This window comes from Actinomyces acetigenes (assembly GCF_031296635.1).
Classification (GTDB): domain Bacteria; phylum Actinomycetota; class Actinomycetes; order Actinomycetales; family Actinomycetaceae; genus Actinomyces; species Actinomyces acetigenes.
The window spans coordinates 14,386-35,909 of sequence record NZ_JASPFC010000018.1; the positions used below are offsets into that span (position 1 = coordinate 14,386).

The 21,524-nt window shown below is 68.5% G+C and carries 16 protein-coding genes; 11 read left to right on the forward strand and 5 right to left on the reverse strand.

All coding sequences use genetic code 11. From position 1 onward, the window contains the following. The first annotated feature begins 213 nt into the window (after window positions 1–213). The gene (clpB, locus tag RIV14_RS08475) at window positions 214–2,895 is read left to right on the forward strand and encodes an ATP-dependent chaperone ClpB (protein WP_075372057.1); all 2,682 of its coding nucleotides are present in this window, start codon (window positions 214–216) and stop codon (window positions 2,893–2,895) included. A 178-nt stretch (window positions 2,896–3,073) separates the two neighbouring features. On the opposite strand, the gene RIV14_RS08480 is transcribed toward clpB, so the two are convergent. Further along, window positions 3,074–4,102, reverse strand: coding sequence for a DUF3152 domain-containing protein (locus RIV14_RS08480; RefSeq protein WP_075372056.1), 1,029 nt, complete (start codon window positions 4,100–4,102; stop codon window positions 3,074–3,076). Window positions 4,103–4,327: 225 nt separating this feature from the next. Between RIV14_RS08480 and RIV14_RS08485 the strand changes: the two genes are divergently transcribed. After that, complete coding sequence (locus RIV14_RS08485) at window positions 4,328–4,627, forward strand: hypothetical protein (RefSeq protein WP_143224190.1); 300 nt, start codon at window positions 4,328–4,330, stop codon at window positions 4,625–4,627. 29 nt (window positions 4,628–4,656) lie between these two features. Continuing rightward, on the forward strand, window positions 4,657–5,505 hold the full coding sequence (locus RIV14_RS08490) for a hypothetical protein (protein WP_143224189.1): 849 nt from the start codon (window positions 4,657–4,659) through the stop codon (window positions 5,503–5,505). A 29-nt stretch (window positions 5,506–5,534) separates the two neighbouring features. Here RIV14_RS08490 and RIV14_RS08495 read toward each other — a convergent pair whose 3' ends face one another. Further along, window positions 5,535–6,164 (reverse strand): RES family NAD+ phosphorylase, encoded by a 630-nt coding sequence (locus RIV14_RS08495; RefSeq protein ID WP_075372054.1) that lies wholly within the window; start codon window positions 6,162–6,164, stop codon window positions 5,535–5,537. Continuing rightward, complete coding sequence (locus RIV14_RS08500) at window positions 6,161–6,751, reverse strand: hypothetical protein (RefSeq protein WP_075372111.1); 591 nt, start codon at window positions 6,749–6,751, stop codon at window positions 6,161–6,163. Before RIV14_RS08500 ends, RIV14_RS08495 begins: the two co-directional genes overlap by 4 nt. A gap of 238 nt (window positions 6,752–6,989) precedes the next feature. Between RIV14_RS08500 and RIV14_RS08505 the strand changes: the two genes are divergently transcribed. The 3 genes from RIV14_RS08505 (at window position 6,990) to RIV14_RS08515 (ending at window position 12,059) form a co-directional block, all read left to right on the forward strand. Continuing rightward, entirely contained in the window at window positions 6,990–8,264 is a 1,275-nt protein-coding gene (locus tag RIV14_RS08505) for an IS256 family transposase (RefSeq protein WP_075372053.1), read from the forward strand. 1,226 nt (window positions 8,265–9,490) lie between these two features. Next, window positions 9,491–10,861, forward strand: coding sequence for a hypothetical protein (locus RIV14_RS08510; protein ID WP_218638384.1), 1,371 nt, complete (start codon window positions 9,491–9,493; stop codon window positions 10,859–10,861). A 394-nt stretch (window positions 10,862–11,255) separates the two neighbouring features. Continuing rightward, window positions 11,256–12,059, forward strand: a complete 804-nt coding sequence (locus tag RIV14_RS08515; RefSeq protein WP_256693084.1) for a TetR/AcrR family transcriptional regulator — start codon at window positions 11,256–11,258, stop codon at window positions 12,057–12,059. Window positions 12,060–12,213: 154 nt separating this feature from the next. Here the strand turns inward: RIV14_RS08515 and RIV14_RS08520 are convergent, their stop codons facing one another. Then, entirely contained in the window at window positions 12,214–12,894 is a 681-nt protein-coding gene (locus RIV14_RS08520) for an HAD family hydrolase (protein ID WP_075372050.1), read from the reverse strand. A 198-nt stretch (window positions 12,895–13,092) separates the two neighbouring features. Here RIV14_RS08520 and RIV14_RS08525 point away from each other — a divergent pair, with 198 nt between their 5' ends. After that, the gene (locus RIV14_RS08525) at window positions 13,093–14,103 is read left to right on the forward strand and encodes a LacI family DNA-binding transcriptional regulator (RefSeq protein ID WP_081379473.1); all 1,011 of its coding nucleotides are present in this window, start codon (window positions 13,093–13,095) and stop codon (window positions 14,101–14,103) included. A 73-nt stretch (window positions 14,104–14,176) separates the two neighbouring features. Here the strand turns inward: RIV14_RS08525 and RIV14_RS08530 are convergent, their stop codons facing one another. Beyond that, window positions 14,177–16,999 (reverse strand): GH32 C-terminal domain-containing protein, encoded by a 2,823-nt coding sequence (locus tag RIV14_RS08530; protein WP_075372049.1) that lies wholly within the window; start codon window positions 16,997–16,999, stop codon window positions 14,177–14,179. 246 nt (window positions 17,000–17,245) lie between these two features. Between RIV14_RS08530 and RIV14_RS08535 the strand changes: the two genes are divergently transcribed. The 4 genes from RIV14_RS08535 (at window position 17,246) to RIV14_RS08550 (ending at window position 21,501) form a co-directional block, all read left to right on the forward strand. Further along, window positions 17,246–17,551, forward strand: coding sequence for a PspC domain-containing protein (locus tag RIV14_RS08535; protein WP_075372048.1), 306 nt, complete (start codon window positions 17,246–17,248; stop codon window positions 17,549–17,551). A 469-nt stretch (window positions 17,552–18,020) separates the two neighbouring features. Next, entirely contained in the window at window positions 18,021–20,267 is a 2,247-nt protein-coding gene (locus RIV14_RS08540) for an NAD(+) synthase (RefSeq protein WP_428978873.1), read from the forward strand. Between the two features lie 302 nt (window positions 20,268–20,569). Next, on the forward strand, window positions 20,570–21,010 hold the full coding sequence (locus tag RIV14_RS08545; protein WP_075372047.1) for a PTS sugar transporter subunit IIA: 441 nt from the start codon (window positions 20,570–20,572) through the stop codon (window positions 21,008–21,010). Then, entirely contained in the window at window positions 21,010–21,501 is a 492-nt protein-coding gene (locus tag RIV14_RS08550) for a PTS sugar transporter subunit IIB (RefSeq protein ID WP_070658335.1), read from the forward strand. Before RIV14_RS08545 ends, RIV14_RS08550 begins: the two co-directional genes overlap by 1 nt. Window positions 21,502–21,524 lie beyond the last annotated feature (23 nt).

A 21,524-nucleotide genomic window follows, 5' to 3' on the forward strand; every position in this document is an offset into this window, starting at 1 on the left:
TGACCATAGCGGTGGCGTCGAACAGCGGTGTTTCAAGCGGTTGGTTGGCATGTCGCGGGTGGGCGCGATCACCGACGGGATTCCAACGACAAGGGCCCGCGGAGTAGCCCACGTCACTGCCGGTCCTGGAAGTTGAGCGGAATAGACTCAACTCTGTGAAGGTTGTGGTGACCAGAAGACACAAGACGTCACCACCTCTTGAAGGAGATCCGCATGGACACCAACTACACCACCAAGTCGCAGGAGGCGATCTCCGGCGCGATGCAGGCCGCCGCCGCGGCCGGCAACCCTCAGATCGAGCCCGCGCACCTGCTCATCGAGCTCCTCTCCCAGCCCGACGGCGTCGCCGCCGGACTCCTGGCCGCCGTCTGCCCTGACACAGCGGCCCGCCAGGCCGTCGGCGCCTCCGCGCGCCGCATCCTCACCCAGCTGCCCGCCTCCTCGGGCTCCTCCATGACCCAGCCCCAGCCCTCGCGCTCCCTGCTGGCCGCCCTGGAGGCCGCCTCGACGGTCGCCAAGGAGCTGTCCGACGAGTACATCTCCACCGAGCACCTGCTCATCGGCCTGGCCAAGGGCGACACCTCCGGCTCCGCCCCCACCGTGGCCCGCATCCTGGCCGATGCCGGCGCCACCCCGGACGCCCTTGTCAAGGCCCTGCCCCAGGTCCGCGGCTCCTCGCGCGTCACCTCCGCCAACCCCGAGGGCACCTACAAGACCCTCGAGAAGTACGGCACCGACCTCACCGAGGCCGCCCGGGAGGGCCGCCTCGACCCAGTCATCGGCCGCGACGCCGAGATCCGCCGCGTCGTGCAGGTCCTGTCCCGGCGCACCAAGAACAACCCCGTCCTCATCGGTGAACCCGGCGTCGGCAAGACCGCCGTCGTCGAGGGCCTGGCCCAGCGCATCGTGGCCGGCGACGTCCCCGAGTCCCTGCGCGGCAAGCGCCTCATCGCCCTGGACCTGTCCGGGATGGTGGCCGGCGCCAAGTACCGCGGTGAATTCGAGGAGCGCCTCAAGGCCGTCCTCAAGGAGATCAAGGACTCCGACGGCGAGGTCATCACCTTCATCGACGAGCTGCACACCGTCGTCGGCGCCGGCGGCGGCTCCGAGGGCGCCATGGACGCCGGCAACATGCTCAAGCCCATGCTGGCCCGCGGCGAGCTGCGCATGGTGGGCGCCACCACCCTGGACGAGTACCGGGAGAACATCGAGAAGGACCCCGCCCTGGAGCGCCGCTTCCAGCAGGTCTTCGTCGGTGAGCCCAGCGTCGAGGACACCGTCGCCATCCTGCGCGGCATCGCCCCCAAGTACGAGGCCCACCACCAGGTGACCATCTCCGACGGCGCCCTCGTGGCGGCCGCGACCCTCTCCGACCGCTACATCACCGGCCGCCAGCTGCCCGACAAGGCCATCGACCTGGTCGACGAGGCCGCCTCCCGGCTGCGCATGGAGCTCGACTCCAGCCCCGTCGAGATCGACGAGCTGCGCCGTCGCGTGGACCGCATGCGCATGGAGGAGGCCTACCTGGACGAGTCCATCGAGGACGTCTCCACGGCCGACCCCGCCGACGTCGAGCGCCTCGAGCGCCTGCGCGCCGAGCTGGCCGACGCCTCCGAGGAGCTGGCCTCGCTCAACGCCCGCTGGGAGGCCGAGAAAGCCGGCCACAACAAGGTCGGTGAGCTGCGCGCCGCCCTGGACGAGATGCGCACCCGCGCCGACCTGGCCGAGCGCGAGGGGAACTTCGAGGAGGCCGGTCGCCTGCGCTACGGCGACATGCCCGCCCTGGAGCGCCAGATCCGCGAGGCCGAGGCCGCCGATGACGCTGCAGAGCAGGCCGCCGGTGAGCCGATGATCGCCGAGAAGGTCGGCGCCCCCGAGATCGCCGAGGTCGTGGGGGCCTGGACCGGCATTCCCGTGGGCAAGCTCCTCCAGGGTGAGACCGAGAAGCTCCTGACCATGGAGGACGTCATTGGTGAGCGCCTCATCGGGCAGAAGGCCGCCGTGGCCGCCGTGGCCGACGCGGTGCGCCGCTCGCGGGCCGGCATCTCCGACCCCGACCGCCCCACCGGCTCCTTCCTCTTCCTGGGCCCCACGGGCGTGGGCAAGACCGAGCTGGCCAAGGCCCTGGCCGAGTTCCTCTTCGACGACGAGCGTGCCATCGTGCGCATCGACATGTCCGAGTACTCCGAGAAGCACTCCGTGGCGCGCCTCGTGGGCGCCCCTCCCGGGTACGTCGGCTACGAGGAGGGCGGCCAGCTCACCGAGGCTGTGCGGCGTCGGCCCTACTCCGTGGTCCTGCTTGACGAGGTTGAGAAGGCCCATCCCGAGGTCTTCGACATCCTCCTGCAGGTGCTCGACGACGGCCGCCTCACCGACGGCCAGGGGCGCACGGTCGACTTCCGCAACGTCATCCTCGTGCTCACCTCGAACCTGGGTAGCCAGTTCCTCACCGACCCGCTCACCAGCCCCGAGGAGAAGCGCAACGAGGTCATGAGCGTGGTTCAGGCCTCCTTCAAGCCAGAGTTCCTCAACCGCCTCGACGACATCATCGTCTTCGAGGCCCTCTCCAAGGAGGAGCTGGGTGAGATCGTCGACATCCAGCTGGCCCGCATCGCCAAGCGCCTGACAGGCCGGCGCCTGAGCCTGGAGGTGACCGACGCCGCCCGCAGCTGGCTGGCCGACGAGGGCTACGACCCCGCCTACGGGGCCCGGCCGCTGCGCCGCCTCGTCCAGCGCGAGATCGGCGACCGCCTGGCCCGCATGCTGCTGGCCGGGGAGGTCCTCGACGGCCAGAGGGTCGTCGTCGACAAGGTCGATGGCTCCGACGGGCTCACGCTGCGGGCCGAGGGCGAGGCGCACCTGCCGTCGGCCTCCTCGGCGGCGTCGCCGGCCTGAGCTCGGAACCCGGCTGAGGCGGCCGACTGAAGCCGAGGCCGTGCCGAGGCCGTGCCGAGGCAGTGACAGGTCAGCGACAGGTCAGTGACAGGCGCCAGCGATGAGGGGCGGGCCCACCTGAGTGGTGGGCCCGCCCCCTCTGTGCTGCCAGCACACGCTGCCGGCGTCGTCGTGGGCCTCAGCCGGGCTGGTTGTCCTGGGTGGGCCAGGCGTTGTACACGCAGCCGCCGGCCAGGTCATGGCTCTGCTGGGCCATGAGCGGGGCCTTGAGACCGGCTCCGGCGCAGAACTCGTGCTCGTGGCCGAGAAAGTGGCCCACCTCGTGGTTGGTGACGTAAGTGCGGTAGGAGTCGACGTCGGGATAGGTGACGGCGCCCCAGTTCCACCGGTCGGAGTTGATGACCACATTGTCCCCGTTGCGACAGCTCCACATGCCGCCGGTGTCCAGCGGCGAGCACAGGGCGTCGGCGCTGGGTGGCGTGGCGATGTTGAAGGTGAAGTCCGCGCTCGCGGGGTCGGCGACCGGCTGGAAGGACGTGTTCTGCGCCGTGGGCCAGCCACGCTCGTCATTGAGGATGCGTTCCACGATGGGGGCCGCCGCTGCGGCATCAACATACGTGCCGCCCTCGACCCGCAGCACGTAGCGGTAGACGGTGGCGGCTGCGGGCCGGGAGACGGGCACGGCCGGCGCGATCGTCCAGGTGCCGTTGCCGACGGCGCCGGAGTGCGCGAAGCCCTCGGAGTCCAGCTGCGGGGACGGGAGAGCCGAGGCTGACGGCGTCGGTGAGGCGGAGGAAGCGGCCGACGCAGACGGCGAGGGCGCGCGGCTGGCGGACGCCCGGGCGGAGGGCACGGCGGTGGCCTGCGACGGCGTCGTCGACGGCTTGGGGGAGGAGCCCAGCGGCAGGGCGAAACCGGGGTGGAGTCCCCAGGCTCGCAGGCTGACGACGATCAGGGCCAGCGCTACGACGAAGGTCGTTCCGTAGAGGAGCCGGTTGCGGGAGCGCCGGCGCCGCCGCTCCCGGCGGGCGATGGTGAGTGCTCGCCGGCTGGCGGGATCGGGTGCGTCCAGCGGGCGGCGCGGGGAGCGCCGACCCTCGGGGCTGCGCCGATGACCGGCGGACGCTCGACGGCCTCCGGATGCCGACGACGAGTCGCGGCCGGTCCGGGAGGGGCGCCGCGGCGGCTGCGGGGGCGAAGGGCGCATACGACCATCGTAGGGGCGCTCACCCAACCGACCCACCGGGAGGCGCCCCCGCGCGCCCAAGGTCACACGAGGCAGGCATTCGTGGAGATCCGCCGATCTGTCTGGTGTGCGCTCATCTCCGGGCGTCAGCCGCGATGCTGCGGGCTGAACCTCCCCAAGATGTCGGTGGGAGCATGTAACCTGCTCCTACAAGGTGATCCACCGCGCCCCAACCCAGGAGCACCGATGAAGACGTATTCGACCGCAACCTACCTTAAGGTGAATGATAAGGCTCGCGCGAACCATCTGTGCGAGTTGCTCAGTAGTGTTCTAAAAAGCGCAGCCGAGACCGTTGACCATGTCGATTATGATGAGGTGCGACTGCTTCCGTCGGCAGGGTCAATCTATGTGAGCTTACTTGTCCAGGCGGATAGTGCCCAGGGGGCTGCTGAGCTTGCGGAGGTAGTCTATTCAAGCGCGCTTAACATGATGGGTGAAGCTGCTGAAGAAGTGTCGCGTCGACAGACTTCCCTTTCTTACGCCTGATATTCTGCTCGTCTGAGAGAATGCCGAAGGTGGCGAAAGAGTTGTCGGGAGATCTTGAAGACAAGATACTGACATTGACGTTTCGGCGTCGCTTGAAAAGTCACTTCGGGGAAGTTGTGGCAACATTCTCTAGTATCGTCCTCCTCTATCCCAGTCTTTCCGGCTCTCGTCGTTTTCCTGGCAGTGAAGTACTGTGGTGGATTTGCATTATTCTTGGTGTTCTGGGGGTGATTTTATCGCTTATTCACACCCTTAGGGTACGGCCGACAAGAGAAGAGCTCTTGCGGGAGGCTGACCGTCTTGGCGAGCAGCAAGAGCAGTGGGAGGGCGAACTTCGCGACGCCCTCAACGTGGTTGCGCAGCGTCTCTTCGATGAGACGGTCTCTAAAGCAAATGCTAATGCGAGTGAGGCTCGTCTCACGGTCTATTTTCATCGAGAGAACTCCTTTGTCTCGGTTTGTCGACGGTCGGGTAACCCTAACCTGAGTTCGATCGGCAGAGGGAAGTATCCTGATAATCAAGGTGTTATCTCGAAGGTCTGGCAGATGGGGAGGCACGTAGAAGTTGATCTGCCTTCTGATGTGGAAGAGTGGGTTCAAAGTTGCGTTGATCATGGCATGGATGAGGCAGAAGTGCGCGGCGTTGTGGCTCGCATGCAAAGTTTATCATTCGTTGGCAAGCGGATTGGCAGCAGAGGAAGTCCTGTAGGACTAGTTCTTTTCGAGTCACTGAAATCTCGCGGATTTAACAACAAGACGGTTGAGTATTTTGACGACGAGGGTATTAGGCTGCTTTTGGATGTGTTGTCAGAAATTCTGATTGTCGTGCGAGGAAGTCTTAGTTCTGAGCTGGAACACATTCCCGCTAATAGAACGTGAGCGGAACTGTTGGTGACTTTTGCGGTAGCTCAGACGATCTCGTAGCCGATGTCGGGGGCGAGCGTCTTCAGCAGGGCGTAGAGCGTGGCGTCCGCCAGTGGGGCGGTGTCCCGGGGCAGGGTCGGCAGGCTGTCGCGCGCGGGGGAGAACAGCACTGTCATCTCGCCCCCGGTCATCGTCGAGCGGGCGCGCAGGCCGTCGACGTCGGGCAGCTGAATCCGGATGGCTCGCGCCCAGGCCCGGCACGTCGAGCGCAGGGCGCTGTCGAGGCTGACCGAGGCTCCGTTGCGCAGCGCCCAGGTGCTGGTGAGATCGAGCAGGCGCAGCGGACGAGTCGCCTCCCAGACCTGCAGAAGAGGTATATCGCTGCGTGTGTCGATGACGCGGGTGTCGGCGAAGACCTCCGCCACGCACGTGAGCAGGTCGCCGGCGGTGTACAGGACCCCGTGCTCCGGATGCTCCCCCGTCGGCAGCGGGTGCGGATCCCAGCGGCATCGCGGGTGCGGCCCCCAGGTCCGCAGCTCACCCCACGGCAGGGGATGAGGGCTGTGCGCGAAGGCGACGCGGGCGAGCTCGGCGTGCTCCACCGTCACGATGTCCTCCGGGCGGGTGTGGAGCGTCGACGGCGGCTGCGAAGGATTCTTCGGTCGGGGACTCACCGGTGGTCCGCATCCGAGAGCTGCTGGACCACCGCCGCCGGGTCCCCGCCGGCGATCAACCACTGCGTGGGTGTCGCCCCGTCGAGCAGCTCGGGGTCCGACGTCGTCATCCGCGCCTCGATGGTGGCCGGCGTCAGCCCCTCGCGCAGGGCGGGTACCACCGTTGCCAGCCCCGGGATCGGGCAGCCCTCATGGAACTGCCACGTGGGGAACCTCAGCGACCGCCCCTCGCGGTAGGCGTAGAGGGTGCGCCCGGCCGCGCGGGTGATCGTCGTCGTTGTCCGGCTGAGCAGGGTGGCGACCTGGCGGGTGCTCAGAGAGCGCGCCAGCGTGCAGGCCGCCTGGACGGCCTCATGCTGGGCGGTGAGCTGCTCGGCGTACGTGCGATCGGACAGGATGCGCTCCACTGTGCGGGCTGTGGACTTGCTGCGGCCGCGAGGGGTGGTTCGGGCCAGGAAGTCGGTCATGCCGGCGGACACCGGGCCGACGCCGCCCTGCGACGTGCGGGCAGTGGCCTCGCGCATCGCGTCCGCGAGCTCCTGGTCGCTGAGGTCGAGCTGGTCGAGCAGGCCGGCAAGAACAGTCATGGCGCAAGTGTAATGCATCATACCTGCATGCACATGCATACATGATGCGTATCTGTGGTCCCGGGGCGGGCTTACTGCGCGAGGGTGGGGAACCACTGGTCGGGGGTTGGGGTGAGTCTTTTAGTGTGGTGGCAATTCCTGCGGGGCTTCCCTGGCCGGTGTGGCTGCCTGAGATCAGTAGAGGGGGCATCGTGGGACCCGGATTTTCGACCAAGATTCACCAGGAGGTACTCCCACGATGCCCAGTGACCAGTCTGCCGTCTCCGTCCTGATTCAGGAAGTCCTGTCCGACCCGGACCTGGCCCATGATGACGTCTTCCGTCGTCTACTCCAGGCCGGCTTGCAGGACCTGATCGACGCCGAGGCCACCGCCCAGATCGGCGCAGAACCCTATGAGCGCTCCAGCACGCGCTCCAACCGACGAAACGGCAAGCGCCCCAAGAAGCTGGCCACCACGGCCGGGGAGGTGGACCTGGCCATCCCCAAGCTGCGGCAGGGATCGTTCTTCCCGTCCCTGCTCTGCCCACGCAAACGGGTCGACAAGGCCCTGTACGCCGTGATCTGCTCAGCCTGGATCGAAGGGGTCTCGACCCGCAAGGTCGACGACCTGGTCAAGGCCCTGGGCAACGAGTCGGGTATCTCCAGATCCACCGTCTCAAGGATCTGCAAGGACATCGACGAGGCAGTGGGTGAGTTCCTCACCCGCCCGTTGGACCACACCTGGTTCCCCTACGTGTTCGTCGATGCCACCTACGTGGATGTCAGGGTCAGCCACCGGGTGGTCTCTCAGGCCCTGGTGGTCGCCACCGGGGTCTCGGCCCAGGGACGTCGCGAGATCCTGGGTATGGCGCTCGGCGACGCTGAGACCACGGACTTTTGGACCTCCTTCCTGCGGTCCCTGCGCGAGCGGGGACTGAGGGTCGCCACCGACCAGGACCCCCAGGGCGTCGTGCTGGTCACTAGTGACGCCCACCCAGGTATCCGGGCCGCGGTCAAGGCGATCCTGCCTGGCGCCGCCTGGCAGCGGTGTCGGGTCCACTTCGCCCGCAACATCACCTCCAGGCTGGGCTCGGCTCGCTCCAAGCCTGCGGGCGCCCTGATCTCCACGATCTTCGCTCAGACCAGCCGGGAGGCCGTCACCGCCCAGTACCAGCACGTCATCGACTCCCTACGCCCCTCCTTCCCGCAAGTCGCTGACATGCTCACCGACGCCGAGCCGGACCTGACCGCGTTCGCACCCTTCCCCAGGGAGCACTGGCCCAAGATCTGGTCCAACAACCCCATTGAGCGTCTGGGCCGCGAGATCAAGCGCCGCACCGACGTCGTGCAAGTCTTCCCCGACCGGCAGTCCGTCACCCGCCTGATCGGTGCCGTCCTGCTCGAGCAGCACGAGGAATGGCAGTACGGCGAACGCCGCTACCTGTCCGAGACCTCCCTCAGACACCTCACCCACACACTCCACCACGACCAGCACGCCCTACCCGACCACAACACCATCACCCTCAACCCCTAACCCGATCTACACCACACCAAAAGACTTGACCGGGGGTTGTGCGCACTGCGCGAGAGCCCGGCCTGCTGTGCTGTCCCCTCATTTCTAGACGTTTGAGTGTCGTGGCTTCTGAGGCACTCGCTCGGGCGGGAGCCCGGGGCAGGCAGTGGTCCTGGAGGCGAGGGTGGGCCGAAGAGATGGGGCGTGACGGGTGTGGGTGTCCATGGTGCTGACATCAACTCTGCATTGGCACTGCATGCCGGGGAGGAACCGCAGGATTCCAACGATTTCCGCTGGATGCTTTGGCGGCAGGCTCGTTCATGTCAGCGCTGTGGACACTGGGCTGCTGGCGGGATCGACTTCGCGGGGTTGTGGGGCGGGGTCGGCCGCGTAGGCCGGCGTCGCGTTCGTACCTTATGCCTCGCGTTCGGGGGTTCAGGGTACGAACGCGAGGGCTACCCTACGAACGCGAGGCGCTCGCTCAATGGGAGCTCGGAGGCCGGGGCTCAACGCCCAGTTTCGGGCCCGGACCCCTTCCCGCCCCGAGTCGACCAATGTGCACGAGGGTGGGGATCTACTGGCCGGGGGTTGTGCGTACTGCACGAGCCCCCGACCCCCATGGAGTACACCCGACGCTCGTGCAGTGGCACCCCACCCTCGTGGAGTGGTCGCTGGGCGGAGGGTGGGATCGAGTCCGTGGTGTCTTGGCGGCGAAGTCGGCCGCGTAGGCCGGCGTCGCGTTCGTACCTTATGCCTCGCGTTCGGGGGTTCAGGGTACGAACGCGAGGGCTACCCTACGAACGCGAGGCGCTCGCTCAATGGGAGCTCGGAGGCCGGGGCTGAACTGGTCAGGCGTGGTGTGTAGCACGGCCCGCGGCAAGCCGCCCAACCGGTGTCTCAGAAGTCATGACACTCACCTGTCTCAGAAGTCATGAGACAACACAGAGAGCCTGACCTACGTGGAGTGCCTCCGGCCCTCCCCAGTAGTGCCCCGCCCTCGTGCAGTATGTGCCGAACTCGGCCGGGTTCACAGCGTGGTCACGGGGGAGTGCTGCCGTAGTGACAGGCCGGGGCCCAAGAGTGGAGACACGGAGCCCGGGCGCCCCTGGGCGACCCCAGCAACCCCCAGCAACCCCCAGCAACCCCCAGCAACACGGACACACGACATGGACAACCGTCGGTGCTGCGGGAGAGTGCCACGCCGCCGCGCTCGCCGCGCCGCCCCTGCTGATTCAAGGAGACACATCATGACCCTGTCCGCACCCACCACCCCCATTACCCCGGCAGAGGCCGCCGCGGCCGCCGACGCCGCCCTGCGCGGTTGTGATTCGGGGATCTCCTTCACTATGAGGCGTCGCAGTCTCCTCATGGCCGGCTTCGGCCTGGGAGCCGCCGGTCTCGTTGCGGCTTGTGGCTCCTCCGGCGAGGCGATCGCCGCCGGGTCCTCCGGAAGGGGTGGCGGCTCGTCCTCCGGGCCCGCCTTGGCCGCGGCCTCCCGGGCCGCCTCCTCCCCCGAGTACCACGAGGCCAGCGCCTCCAACACACCGCTGTCCGCCGGCACCTGGAGCGGCACCATCGGAGACAAGCAGGTGACCCTCTCCGGGGCCTACCTTGTCGACGGCACCACCGCCACCATCGACGGCGGCACCTTCGAGTCGGCCACCGCCGATCAGGCCGTCTTCCTCGTGGTCAACGGCGGGCGACTGACGATCACCAATGCCAGGATTGCCAAGGCCGGAGACGCCGCCTCCAGCGGCCAGCACGGTGTCGACGACTCCTACAGCTTCTACGGTCTCAACTCCGCCGTCGTGGTCGTCGGCCAGGGGTCGAGCGTCACCGTCAGCGAGACGACCCTGACCACTGACGCCTCGGGCGCCAACGCCGTCGTCGCCACCGGCAGCGCCAATGCCACCGTCACCAGCTGCGCCATCGCCACTACCGGAGAGTCCTCCCGCGGCCTGCACGCCACCTACGCCGGCGTCATCACCGGATCCGACCTGACCATCGAGACCCAGGGTGCCCATTGCGCCGCGCTCGCCACCGACCGCGGTTCGGGAACCGTCACGGTCGACGGCACCAACACCTTCACCACGAACGGCGACGGTTCCCCGTGCCTCTACTCCACCGGGCAGATCATCGTCAGTGGCCTGACCGGTCAGGCCAACGCCTCCCAGGCCGTCGTCGTTGAGGGCAAGAACCACGCCACCGTGTCGAGCTCGACGCTTACGAGCGCCTCCACCAAGGGTGGCGTCATGCTCTACCAGTCCATGTCGGGCGACGCCGCCGACGCCGATGCCACCACGGAGGTCTCCACCCTGGCCATGACCGGCGTCAGCCTCACGTGCACCCACAAGGTCCCGATCCTCTACGTCACCAATACCTCCTCCCAGGCGACCCTGACCGGCTGCACGCTAACCACCACCGGCGGCCTGGCCACCGCGGCTGAGGACCGTTGGGGGACGGCCGGCTCCAACGGGGGCGTCCTCGCCCTGACCATGGATGCCACCGCCTCCGACGGCGCCATCACCGCCGGCTCGGAGTCCTCCTCCATCACCGTGGTGACGGCCAACGGCGGGACGGCCACCGGGCCGACCTCGGGTAACGTCACTGTCTCCTGAGGGGTGGTGACGATCCTGCTCGCTCGGCCTCGGCTCTCCCCGGGGGGTGGAGGCTCTGGGGAGAGCCGACGCATGTATTTGAACCGGAAACAAGAATCTCGCAAATGTTACACAACTGTGACCATCATGGTGTTGCTGCATGAACCTGGGTGGAGTCATAAGACGTTCTGGGTGGTAGCGGGAAGATGTGGTGGCCTGCAATCCCAGCAGCCCCAGCAGACCGCGTGGTCGGGGAACTCTGTGCTGGTAGGGGCTGGTTAATTGTGTGAAAACCGAGACCAAGTCGTCACTCACGTCACGAGGAGGGCACGTGGAGGTCACACTTGAGCGGATTATTCCGTTGAAGGCCTTTCTGCCTTGCAATTCCCTTACTGGAAGGTGCCATGATTCGGCCATGAACACTGTCAGTACCCCGACTTCGCCCCAAGCTGCCCCGGCTAGGCGGCGCGGACCCGGGCGCCCCCGAGCGGGCAGCGAGGACAAGCGAGCACGCATCCTCAACGAAGCCGTGGTTCTCTTCGGAGAGCACGGGTATGCCGGCACCTCCCTGGCCGACATCGCCAACGCGGCAGACATTTCCAAGGCCGGACTCCTGCACCACTTCTCCTCCAAGGACGAGCTCTTCTGCAAGGTGCTGGAGCGTCGTGACCGCGAGGATGCCCTGAGCATTCTCGTGGAGTCCCCGGCCGTCGAGGGTGACGCCGCCGAGGCCCCCGTCGACACCGTCGGCAACCTGGACACCCTCGACGTCGCGGGTGACTCCGACCTGGACGGCAACCCCTGGGCCCTGCTGGAGCGCTACATCGAGCTGCTCGAGCGCAACGTCGCCCACCGGGACCTCACGGCGATCTACACCGCGACGGCGGTCTCGGTCCTCGACGCCGACCACCCCGCGCACCGGTGGATGGCCAACCACCTCAACAGCGCCGTCGAGCGCTTCGAGTCCAGCTTCGAGGCCGGCAAGACCGCCGGGCTCGTGGACCCACAGATGCCCTCGCGCCTCGTGGCGCGCAGCCTGGTCGCCCTCGTCGACGGCCTCCAGCTGCAGTGGCTGTGCTCGACGACGCCCGGGACGGCCGCCGCGGAGGCCCTGTCCACCGACCTGGTGGCGGAGATCCGCCTCTACACCGAGTGCCTGCGCAGCCGGTGGGAGGTCCAGGAGACCCCGGAGACTCCTCAGCGGCCCAAGGCTGCCTGACAGCCGGAGGCGCCGCGTCGCACCGGCTCGGCACCATACGAATCCGCACCAGCATCCCTATCCATCCCATCCGGCTCGGGAACCTCTCGTTCCCGAGCCGGTCCTGTCCGTGGGTGTCGGTCGTGAGCTGGTGCCCGCCTGGCGCCGGTCCGGTTCAGCGCTCCGCCCACAGCAGCAGGTGCGGGGTGATTGAGGCCAGGTCAGGGACGACGACGAGGCCGGGGTCGGCCGGGAAGTGCTTGGTCGTCCCGATCTGCACGACGTGGATCCCGTTGCCCCGGGCCGAGGCCGCCCCTGTGGGGGAGTCCTCGACGACGACGCAGTCCTGAGGGCGCAGGTCGAGGCGCTCGACCGCCGTGGCGTAGGGCAGCGGATCGGGCTTGGCTCCGACACCGTCGTCACCGGTGACCAGGACGGCGAAGACGTCGCCGAGCGCGGAGGCCACCTTCTCGACGATCCGGCGCGGTGAGGCCGAGACGATTCCCTGGGCCAGCCCCACCTCTGAGAGCGCCGAGGTGATCCGCAGTGCTCCGGGCACCAGGGGAGGGGCTGCGCTCACGGAGGCCTCGACGTCGTGCGCGATCGCCTCGAAGACCTCCTGCGTGGCCGGGTCGTCCCAGGAGCGGGTGGCGCCGGTGGCGGCGATGAGTTCGCGGGCCTGACGGATCGAGGCCCCCGTCATCTGGGCGACGAGTTCGGGGCGCGGGTTGCCGCCCAGGGCCTGGCAGTGGTGGATGAAGGCCTCGTCCCAGAAGGGCTGGGAGTCCATGAGGGTGCCGTCCATGTCCCACAGGACAGCGCGCACCGTGAAGTTGGGAGTGGGGGATGGCGTCATGAGAAATAGCCTAGCCGGAGGGTGTCGTGGCGCACAGGGGCCGGGTGCGCTGCCTCATGATCCGCCTGCCGGCGCTCAGGGTTATGCGCTGCGTCGTCGTCCTGGCAGACTGCCGTCAGGACGCCAGGCGGTGCACGCGCCCGATCCCAACGGGGTGTGCAGGTGGCGGCGCAGTCGGAGGGGCCGGGAGGAGACCGGGTGGGGGACACCTACAGGACCACGATGGCGGACGTGGCCAAGGCGGCCGGCGTCTCGCGCACCACCGTGTCCTTCGTGCTCAACAACCGCGACGGCGCTCGTATCCCTCCGCAGACCCGTGAGCGCGTCCAGCAGGTGGCTGCCGAGCTCGGGTACCGCCCGCACGGTGGGGCGCGGGCTCTGGCCTCGCGCCGATCCTCCCTGATCGGCCTGGTCTCCGAGATCGTCACCAGTCCCTTTGCCGCCGCGACGATCCGCGGGATCCAGGACACCGTCCGGGCTGCCGGCTACACGCTGTTCATCGTGCCGACCTCGACGGAGGCCAGCGTGGATGCCGAGGCCTTCGAGACGCTGCTGAAGTCCAGGGTCGAGGGGATCATCTACGCCACCGGCTGGAACTGCCGGGTCCGCATGCCGGCGCAGGCCCGCGAGATCCCCACCGTCCTGGTCCACTGCATCGACCCGGTCTCCGGCCTTCCCTGCGTGCGCCCTGACGAGGAGCAGATGGGGCGCCTGGCCGCGCAGGCGCTCTTGGAGGGCCATCACCGCGACATCGGCGTCATCGAGCTCGACCCCAACGACGGTGAGGCCGCCCCGGGACGGCGCGTCGGCTGTCGGACCTACCTGGAGCAGGCCGGTATCCCCTGGAGCACCGTGCACGTGGCCGTCGGCCACGGCACCGCCCGGGACGGGTACGCGGCCGCCTCCCGCCTCCTGACGGACGATCCCTGGCTGACCGGGCTGGTGTGCGGCAACGACTGCATGGCAATGGGCGCCTATGCCGCGATCCGTGAACAGGGGTTGAGGGTGCGTGAGGACGTGGCCGTCATCGGGATCGACGACCAGGAGCTCATCGCCGACCAGGTCCATCCGGCACTGACGACGGTCGCGCTGCCCTTCGAGGAGATGGGCCAGGTGGCCGTCTCCCACCTGCTGGCCCTCATGGAGGGCGAGGAGGTGCCCGCTGAGACGCTCCTGCCGGGCACAATCATCCGTCGTTCCTCGGCCTGACGGCGCGTCACACCGCCTCTCCGGTCCGGTCCCCGACGGCGTCGAAGGTCCCCGGCCGTGAGGGGCGGAGTGCTCAGGAGCGCCGACGGCGCAGGCGCAGCGCGTAGGCGCCGGTCGCGGCGGCGGCCGCCCCCAAGGCGCCGAGAGCCAGGGACGTACCGGTGCGGGCCAGCGGGAACCGGGCCGAAGCACTCCTGCCTGCAGTTGCGGCAGTGGGGCTTGCCGACGCCGACGCCGCCTTCGCCTGGCCGCGGGCCGGCTCCTGGACGGCGGGCTTGCCGGGCTCGGGGGAGTCGGGACCCTCGGCTGGGGCGCCCTTATCCTGAACGGACCCCAGGTGCCACAGGCTCAGGGAGTCCAGGTGCGCCGTGCCGCCCTCGGCGTAGAGCGAGACCCCCGTGGCGTCCTGTCCGGGGTAGACGGTCTCGGTGATGACGGGGGTGCCGTCGGCCGCGAAGACCTCCACGGAGTGGGCGTCGACGACGATGTGCAGGTGGACCTGTCCCTTGCTGTCCGGTGACAGCGGCGCGGTGGAACGGCCCGGGAACTTCGGGGAGAAGTCGGTGACCCCGGAGTGGGTGCGGTCCACGACGAGCTGCTTGGCCTTGGAGTCGTAGCCGATGAGCGTGTACTGCTCGCCGTTGTCGAGGACCTTGAGGCCGGCGAAGGAGGAGGCGCCGGGTTTCAGGTCGACGCTGATGTCCAGGGAGGTGCCCTGGGCGGTCTGCCCCAGGGAGGTCTCGCCCACCGGGATGTCGGTATTCGTCCGAGTGAGCTCCTGCCCCGTGCGCAGGGACTCCAGGGCGGTGACGGGCTGGGCGGTCAGGCGCAGCTTGCCGCCCACCCGGGTCAGCCCCATCTCGCGCACCGTGGACATGGCGGTGCGCCAGGTGGTGGTGGGCAGGTCGCGCACGTAGGCCCAGTTGCTCATCCAACCCACCTGGTAGCGCTTGCCGTTGGGGACATTGTTCCAGGTGACGGCCGCGTAGTAGTCCTTGCCGTAGTCCAGGCGCGGGACGACGTCGGCCCCGGAGAAGGCCTTCGTGTCCGACTGGAGGATCTGGTCGACCATGAGGTGGCCCCAGTCCTCGGCGTTGCCGTTGCGGTCCTCAATGACCAGGCGGGCCTTGCGGCCCTTGTAGGCCGTCACGTCCATGCTCGTCCACTCCAGGGTCCCGGAGTTGTTGCCGGTGGCGGAGGCGACGACCTTGCCGTCGACGACGAGGTTGACCGAGGTGTTGTCCGCGATGGGGGAGGCCTTCTTGTCCGAGGCGCGCACCTCGTCCAGGAGGATGTGCCCCCAGGGGCCGGTGGCCGTGTCGGTGACGACGATCTGGGCGGACTTGCCCTTGAGGTCGCTGACGTCCCAGCTCTGCCAGTTGAGCTCCTCCAGGTTGCGGCCGGTGGCCGAGCGCACCACCTTGCCGTCGACAACGAGCTCGACGACGCTCACTCCCGAGCCTCCCTCGGCGTCGCCCTTGGGGCGCGGGTTGTTGCCGCCGCCCATGAGGAGGTTGAGGTAGGCGGAGTCGATGGTGAAGGTCGGTGAGGTCGCGGTGCCGGTGGTGGCATCCGAGCCCTGCCCGTTGCTGACGTCCAGGTAGGTGTTGAGCAGCCCGGCGCTGGAGTGGTTGACCAGCGGCTGCTGGCCGGGGGTGGCGCCCTGAGGGGGCGTGGCCCCGAAGGCGCTGCCCTCCACGGTCCAGCCGTCCCAGGAGCCGTCGAAGCCGGCCAGGAGCCGGCCGCCGCCGTTGTCACCGGTGGCCTTGGGGTTGTAGGGGTGCTTGCCGCCGGCGGTGCGCAGGTTGATGTAGGACGAGGAGACGGTGAACTCATCCGAGGTCAGCGTGCCGGTGTCGGCGTCGCCGCTGCCGAAGGAGTCCACGTAGGCCTTGCCCTGGTGCCCGGGCAGGTCACCGGTGGCCGGGCCCGAGCCGAAGGCGGCGCCGTCGGCCTTCCAACCGGCGTAGCCGTTCTCGAAGTCGGCCAGGGTCGTGCCCTCCTCGCCGGTGTAGTGGGGGATCTCGTCAGGGGTGAAGGTAGAGCCGTCCCAGCTGCCCACGAAGTACTGGGCGGAGTCGGCCACCGTGACCACGAGGACCCACTTGGTCTCCTTGGAGCTGCCGTCGACCGGCAGCGGGAAGAAGTCCGGGCACTCCCACACCGCCGAGGTGATGCCCTCCCCGCCGAAGCTGGACTGCTCGGTCCAGTGGATGAGGTCGGGGGAGGAATAGAAGGAGACGCGGTGCTCAGTGGCGTGGGAGACCACCATGGTCCAGCGCCCGGAGGTCTCGTCCCAGAAGACCTTGGGGTCGCGGAACTCGTGGGAGCCGATGTCCAGGACCGGATCCCCGTTGTTGTACAGGTTCCAGGTGCGGCCCTTGTCCGTGGAGTAGGCCAGGGACTGGGACTGGTTGCCGCCGACGTCGGCCCGCGTCCACACCGCGACCATGGCCGGGTTGTCCGGGCTGCCCAGGCCGGAGGTGTTCTTGGTGTCAATGACCGCCGAGCCGGAGAACACCCCGTACTGCGAGGTGTGCGGGATCGCCACGCCCAGCTCCTGCCAGTGGACCAGGTCCTTGGAGACGGCGTGGCCCCAGGACATGTTGCCCCAGTCCGAGCCCTCGGGGTTGTACTGGTAGAACATGTGGTACTCGCCGTCGTAGTAGACGAGTCCGTTGGGGTCGTTCATCCAGTTCTTCCGGGGGGTGTAATGGGTCTGCGGACGCCACCGCTCGCCGGATTGGTCGGCCTTCGGCGGCGCCGGTGCGGTCGGGGAGAGGGAGACCGGTTGGGCCTGGCCGGAGGCGGCTGCGGGCATGGAGGCCAGCGTAGAGCCGGCTGCCAGCAGGCAGAAGGCGGTCAGGGCGCTGAGTACTCGGACGGTCCGACTCATGTGCTGTCCTCCGGGAAACGGGCTCGGCGTGAACGGGCGGGGGGCGCCGTTGCGGGGCGGTGCGATGCTCAGGGGCTGCTGCCCGTCTCCTACGCCGATCCGATAACGCGCGTTAGCGCCGGTAATAAACTACGCGGACCTTTGATGCTGAGCAAGCAGTCAGGGGTGAGTCCCGATCAACATCGGGGACTTCTCAGGGTGCTCCCCGATAGCGGACGGCAGACCCCAGCACCCAGACTTGTTGCCATGACGCAGCAGCAGTACCCCGGTCAGTTCAGCCAGTCCGCCCGCTTCGAGGGTGGGGGCGCCTCCTCCAGCCGTTCGGGCGAGTTCCTCCGTTTCCGCGACTCCCTGCCCCGGCGCTCGCGTGAGCACCGCATTCTCGGCGGCGTCTGCGGGGGTCTGGCCGAGGCCTGGAGCATGCCCGTGAGTGCGGTGCGCGTCGGGGTGATCCTGGCCAGCTTCCTGCCCGGCCCCATGTGCCTGGCCTACGTCGCGGCATGGTGCCTCATGCTCGACGAGCCCGCCCCCGCCCAGTACTGCCAGTACTGACTGTTCTCAGCCTGCCCGGGCGGGTCCGAGCCGGCTGGCCCGGGCCGTCACAGTCCTCCAGAGACCTTTAGCGCCCTGGTAACACGACCCCTACCAGACTCACGACTACCACATCGGCCGAGGACGTCGACGTCTTCGACCTCGTAGAAAGAAAGGTGATGGCTGTCTCTTCGCTCTCCTCAATGCTTCTCTCCTGCCGTCTCTCCGTCACTCGCTTTCTCCTGACGCATGCCCGTCCCTGCCGCCACCGGTTCCAGGCGGCGCCTCGGGTCCACGCGTGAGTGATGGGCTGCGCCCACCTCGTCGCCCTCGGTTCCACGGGTGACCTGGTGGGCGCAGCGTGCTGCTGAGTGGGGGTCATCGATGCGTGCGGGGGCAGAGCTGCTGCTCCCGCACGCATCGAGTGCCCCGGTCGCGAAATGAGGGCGGCGGTCTCGCGGGAAGGCGCCGTCGATGGGAGGATCAAGCCGTGACCAATACCGTGAATGACGCCAATGACGCCGACGCCGCCGTGACTGCTCCAGCGGCCGACATCGAGTTCTTCTCCGCCTACGACCAGGGCTTCGCCCGCGTCGCCGCCGTCACCCTGCCGGTGGTGCCGGTCGACCCGGCCGCCAACGCCGCCGCCATCATCGAGCAGGCCCGCACCCTGGCCGACGACGGCGTCTGCCTGGCCGCCTTCCCCGAGCTGTGCCTGACCGGCTACGCCATCGACGACCTCCTCCTGTCCGACGTCCTGCTGTCCGACGTGCTCACCGCCATCGAGACCCTGCGCGCCGCCAGCGCCGACCTCCTGCCCGCCCTCGTCGTCGGCGCCCCCCTGCGCCTGGGCGACCGCCTCTACAACTGCGCCCTGGTCATCCAGGGCGGACGGGTGCGCGGCGTCGCCCCCAAGTCCTACCTGCCCACCTACCGGGAGTTCTACGAGAAACGGCACTTCGCCCCCGGCGACGCCCTACCCGCCGGGGTGGAGAGCATCGAGCTGCCCGGCGTGCGCGGCGGTTCCGGCAGCACCGAGAGCGCCGGCGGTACCGAGCCGGTCGCCCGGGTCCCCTTCGGGGCGAACCTCCTGTTCAAGGTCGACGACGTCGCCGGCCTGACCTTCCACGTCGAGGTCTGCGAGGACATGTGGGTGCCTGTTCCGCCCTCCGCCGTGGCGGCGCTGGCCGGGGCGACGGTCCTGGTCAACCTCTCTGGCTCGCCCATCACGGTGGGGCGGGCCGAGGACCGTGAGCTGTTGGCCCGCTCCTCGTCGGCCCGAGGGCTGGCCGCCTACGTCTACGCTGCCGCCGGGCAGGGCGAGTCCTCCACGGACCTGGCCTGGGACGGCCAGACCCTCGTCTACGAGAACGGCGAGCTGCTCGGCTCCACCGAGCGCTTCCCCGACGGTCCGCGCGCCACCGTCGTCGACGTCGACATTGAGGGCCTGCGCGCCGAGCGCCTGCGCCAGGGGACCTTCACCGACAACGCCCGCACCCTGAGCGCCCCGGTCGCCGGCTCGCCTGCCGCGGCCACCACCTTCACCGACCCGGCGGCCTTCCGACGCATCCGCATCGGCGCCGCCGACCTGGCGGCCCCGCGTACGGACATCGGCCTGCGCCGCCGCGTGGACCGCTTCCCCTTCGTGCCCGACGACCCCGCCCGGCTCGCCCAGGACTGCTACGAGGCCTACAACATCCAGGTGGCCGCCCTCGTCCAGCGCCTGGGGGCCATCGGCAACCCCAAGATCGTCATCGGTGTCAGCGGCGGCCTGGACTCCACCCACGCCCTCATCGTCGCCGCCCGCGCCATGGACCTCCTGGGCCGGCCCCGCTCGGACATCCACGCCATCACCATGCCCGGCTTCGCCACGAGCGCCGGCACACGCCGCAACGCCGAGGACCTCGCCGTCGGCCTGGGCTGCACCTTCGAGGAGCTCGACATCCGGGCCACCGCCACCCAGATGCTCACCGAGATGGGCCACCCCTACGGCGAGTACGCCCGCACCGGGGCCCTGCCCGAGGGGGTGAGCGAGCGCGAGCTCTACGACGTCACCTTCGAGAACGTCCAGGCGGGCCTGCGCACCGACTTCCTGTTCCGTATCGCCAACCACCGCGGCGGCATCGTCCTGGGCACCGGGGACCTCTCCGAGCTCGCCCTGGGCTGGTGCACCTTCGGGGTGGGCGACCAGATGGCCCACTACGGCGTCAACGCCGGCATCCCCAAGACCCTCATCCAGCACCTCATCCGCTGGGTGGTCGCCGAGGGGCTGTTCGACGACGCCGTCGGGCGCACGCTGCTGTCCATCCTGGACACCGAGATCAGCCCCGAGCTGGTCCCGGCCGAGGCCGGCGGCGCCATCCAGTCCACCCAGGCCAAGATCGGCCCCTACGCCCTGCAGGACTTCACCCTGTGGCACGTGCTGCGCCGCGGCTCACGGCCCAGCCGCATTGCCTTCCTGGCGCACCAGGCGTGGGCGGACGCGCAGAGCGGGGACTGGCCCGAGGGGCTGCCGCAGGCGGAGAAGGTGGCCTACGACCTTCCCGAGATCCGGCGCTGGCTCGAGCTGTTCCACCGGCGCTTCTTCACCAACCAGTTCAAGCGCTCCACCCTACCCAACGGGCCCAAGGTGGTCGCCGGCGGCTCGCTGTCCCCCCGCGGCGACTGGCGCATGCCCTCCGACGCCGCCGCGACCGCCTGGCTGGCCGAGCTCGAGTGCAACGTGCCCCGGGCGTGAGGCCCCGCAGGAGACTAGGACTATTGTCCTGCGATGTGAGGTACAACACAATGTGGCACCTTAGGCGCCCCTTGTTCGGGATTGATGTGAATAAAACGCATACTTGCAGCGAAAACGTCCGGTGACGTGCGGGTAACGCGCGTTACCATCGTTGGTTTTGTGCGCTTCTGTGTGAAAGTGGTGGGCGACTTAGTGGTGGCGATCACCCTGATCCTTCTTATCGTCGCCATGTCACACACGTTGCTGTTGCCCAGGCCATACGCACCTTTGGCGGCAGCCCGGATGGGAAAGGTCCCCCGCCCATGGTCTGCCTGGTCATAGCCGCGCACGGACACTTGGCTGAAGGTCTTGTCGCCTCCTCATCGATGATCGTCGGTCCCAGTGACGACGTCGTCGCTGTCACCTTCGAGCCCTCCGAGGGTCCCGACGACCTGCTGGCGAAGTACGCCGCCGCGGTCGAGGACTCCTCCAGCCAGGAGTACCTCATCCTCGTCGACCTCTTCGGCGGCAGCCCCTACAACGCCGCCGCCCGGTTCGCAGCGGGACGCGACGACGCCGACGTCGTCACCGGCGTCAACCTGCCCATGGTCATCGAGGTCCTGTCCCGTCGTCTTACCGGCGCCGGTCTCGCCGAGCTCGTGGAGGCCGCTCGCGCCTCCGCCGTCGACGGCGTCAAGGTCCTCTCCGAAGTCTTCACCCCTGCCCCCACCACCACTTCCGATGATGAAGGAGACGAGCTCTGATGGACGTCAAGCTCCTGCGTATTGATTCCCGCCTGGTCCACGGACAGGTCGCCAACAACTGGGCCGGATCCCTGGGCGCCGAGGCCATCCTCGCCGTCTCCGACGGCGCCGCCAACGACGAGCTGCGCAAGACCCTCATGCTGCAGACCGGCGGCGGCAAGGTGAAGGTCCACGTGCTGGGCGTGGAGAAGGCCGCCCGCGTCTACAAGAACCCCAAGTACGAGAACCTCAAGGCCGTCATCGTCGTCGAGACCCCGGCCGACATCGTGCGTCTGCTCGACCTGGGTGTGGACGCCAAGGAGGTCAACGTCGGCGGCATGACCTTCAAGCAGGGCACCAGCCAGGTCTCCCAGGCCGTCTACGCCAGCCCCGCCGACGTCGAGGCCTTCAAGGAGATCGACTCCCGCGGCATCAAGCAGTACATCCAACAGGTGCCCTCCACCGCGAGCTCCGACCTCATGGGGGCCCTCAAGGAGAAGGGCCTGCTCTAAGGACACGGCTCCGTCCCCAGACC

Bases quoted from the DNA above. Each gene is read 5' to 3' on its own strand.
- RIV14_RS08530 (WP_075372049.1), bottom strand. From the start codon at position 16,999: ATGAGTCGGACCGTCCGAGTACTCAGCGCCCTGACCGCCTTCTGCCTG.
- RIV14_RS08545 (WP_075372047.1), top strand. From the start codon at position 20,570: ATGGTCTGCCTGGTCATAGCCGCGCACGGACACTTGGCTGAAGGTCTT.
- RIV14_RS08510 (WP_218638384.1), top strand. From the start codon at position 9,491: ATGACCCTGTCCGCACCCACCACCCCCATTACCCCGGCAGAGGCCGCC.
- RIV14_RS08520 (WP_075372050.1), bottom strand. From the start codon at position 12,894: ATGACGCCATCCCCCACTCCCAACTTCACGGTGCGCGCTGTCCTGTGG.
- RIV14_RS08535 (WP_075372048.1), top strand. From the start codon at position 17,246: ATGACGCAGCAGCAGTACCCCGGTCAGTTCAGCCAGTCCGCCCGCTTC.
- RIV14_RS08485 (WP_143224190.1), top strand. From the start codon at position 4,328: ATGAAGACGTATTCGACCGCAACCTACCTTAAGGTGAATGATAAGGCT.
- RIV14_RS08480 (WP_075372056.1), bottom strand. From the start codon at position 4,102: ATGCGCCCTTCGCCCCCGCAGCCGCCGCGGCGCCCCTCCCGGACCGGC.
- RIV14_RS08505 (WP_075372053.1), top strand. From the start codon at position 6,990: ATGCCCAGTGACCAGTCTGCCGTCTCCGTCCTGATTCAGGAAGTCCTG.
- clpB (WP_075372057.1), top strand. From the start codon at position 214: ATGGACACCAACTACACCACCAAGTCGCAGGAGGCGATCTCCGGCGCG.
- RIV14_RS08500 (WP_075372111.1), bottom strand. From the start codon at position 6,751: ATGACTGTTCTTGCCGGCCTGCTCGACCAGCTCGACCTCAGCGACCAG.
- RIV14_RS08550 (WP_070658335.1), top strand. From the start codon at position 21,010: ATGGACGTCAAGCTCCTGCGTATTGATTCCCGCCTGGTCCACGGACAG.
- RIV14_RS08515 (WP_256693084.1), top strand. From the start codon at position 11,256: ATGAACACTGTCAGTACCCCGACTTCGCCCCAAGCTGCCCCGGCTAGG.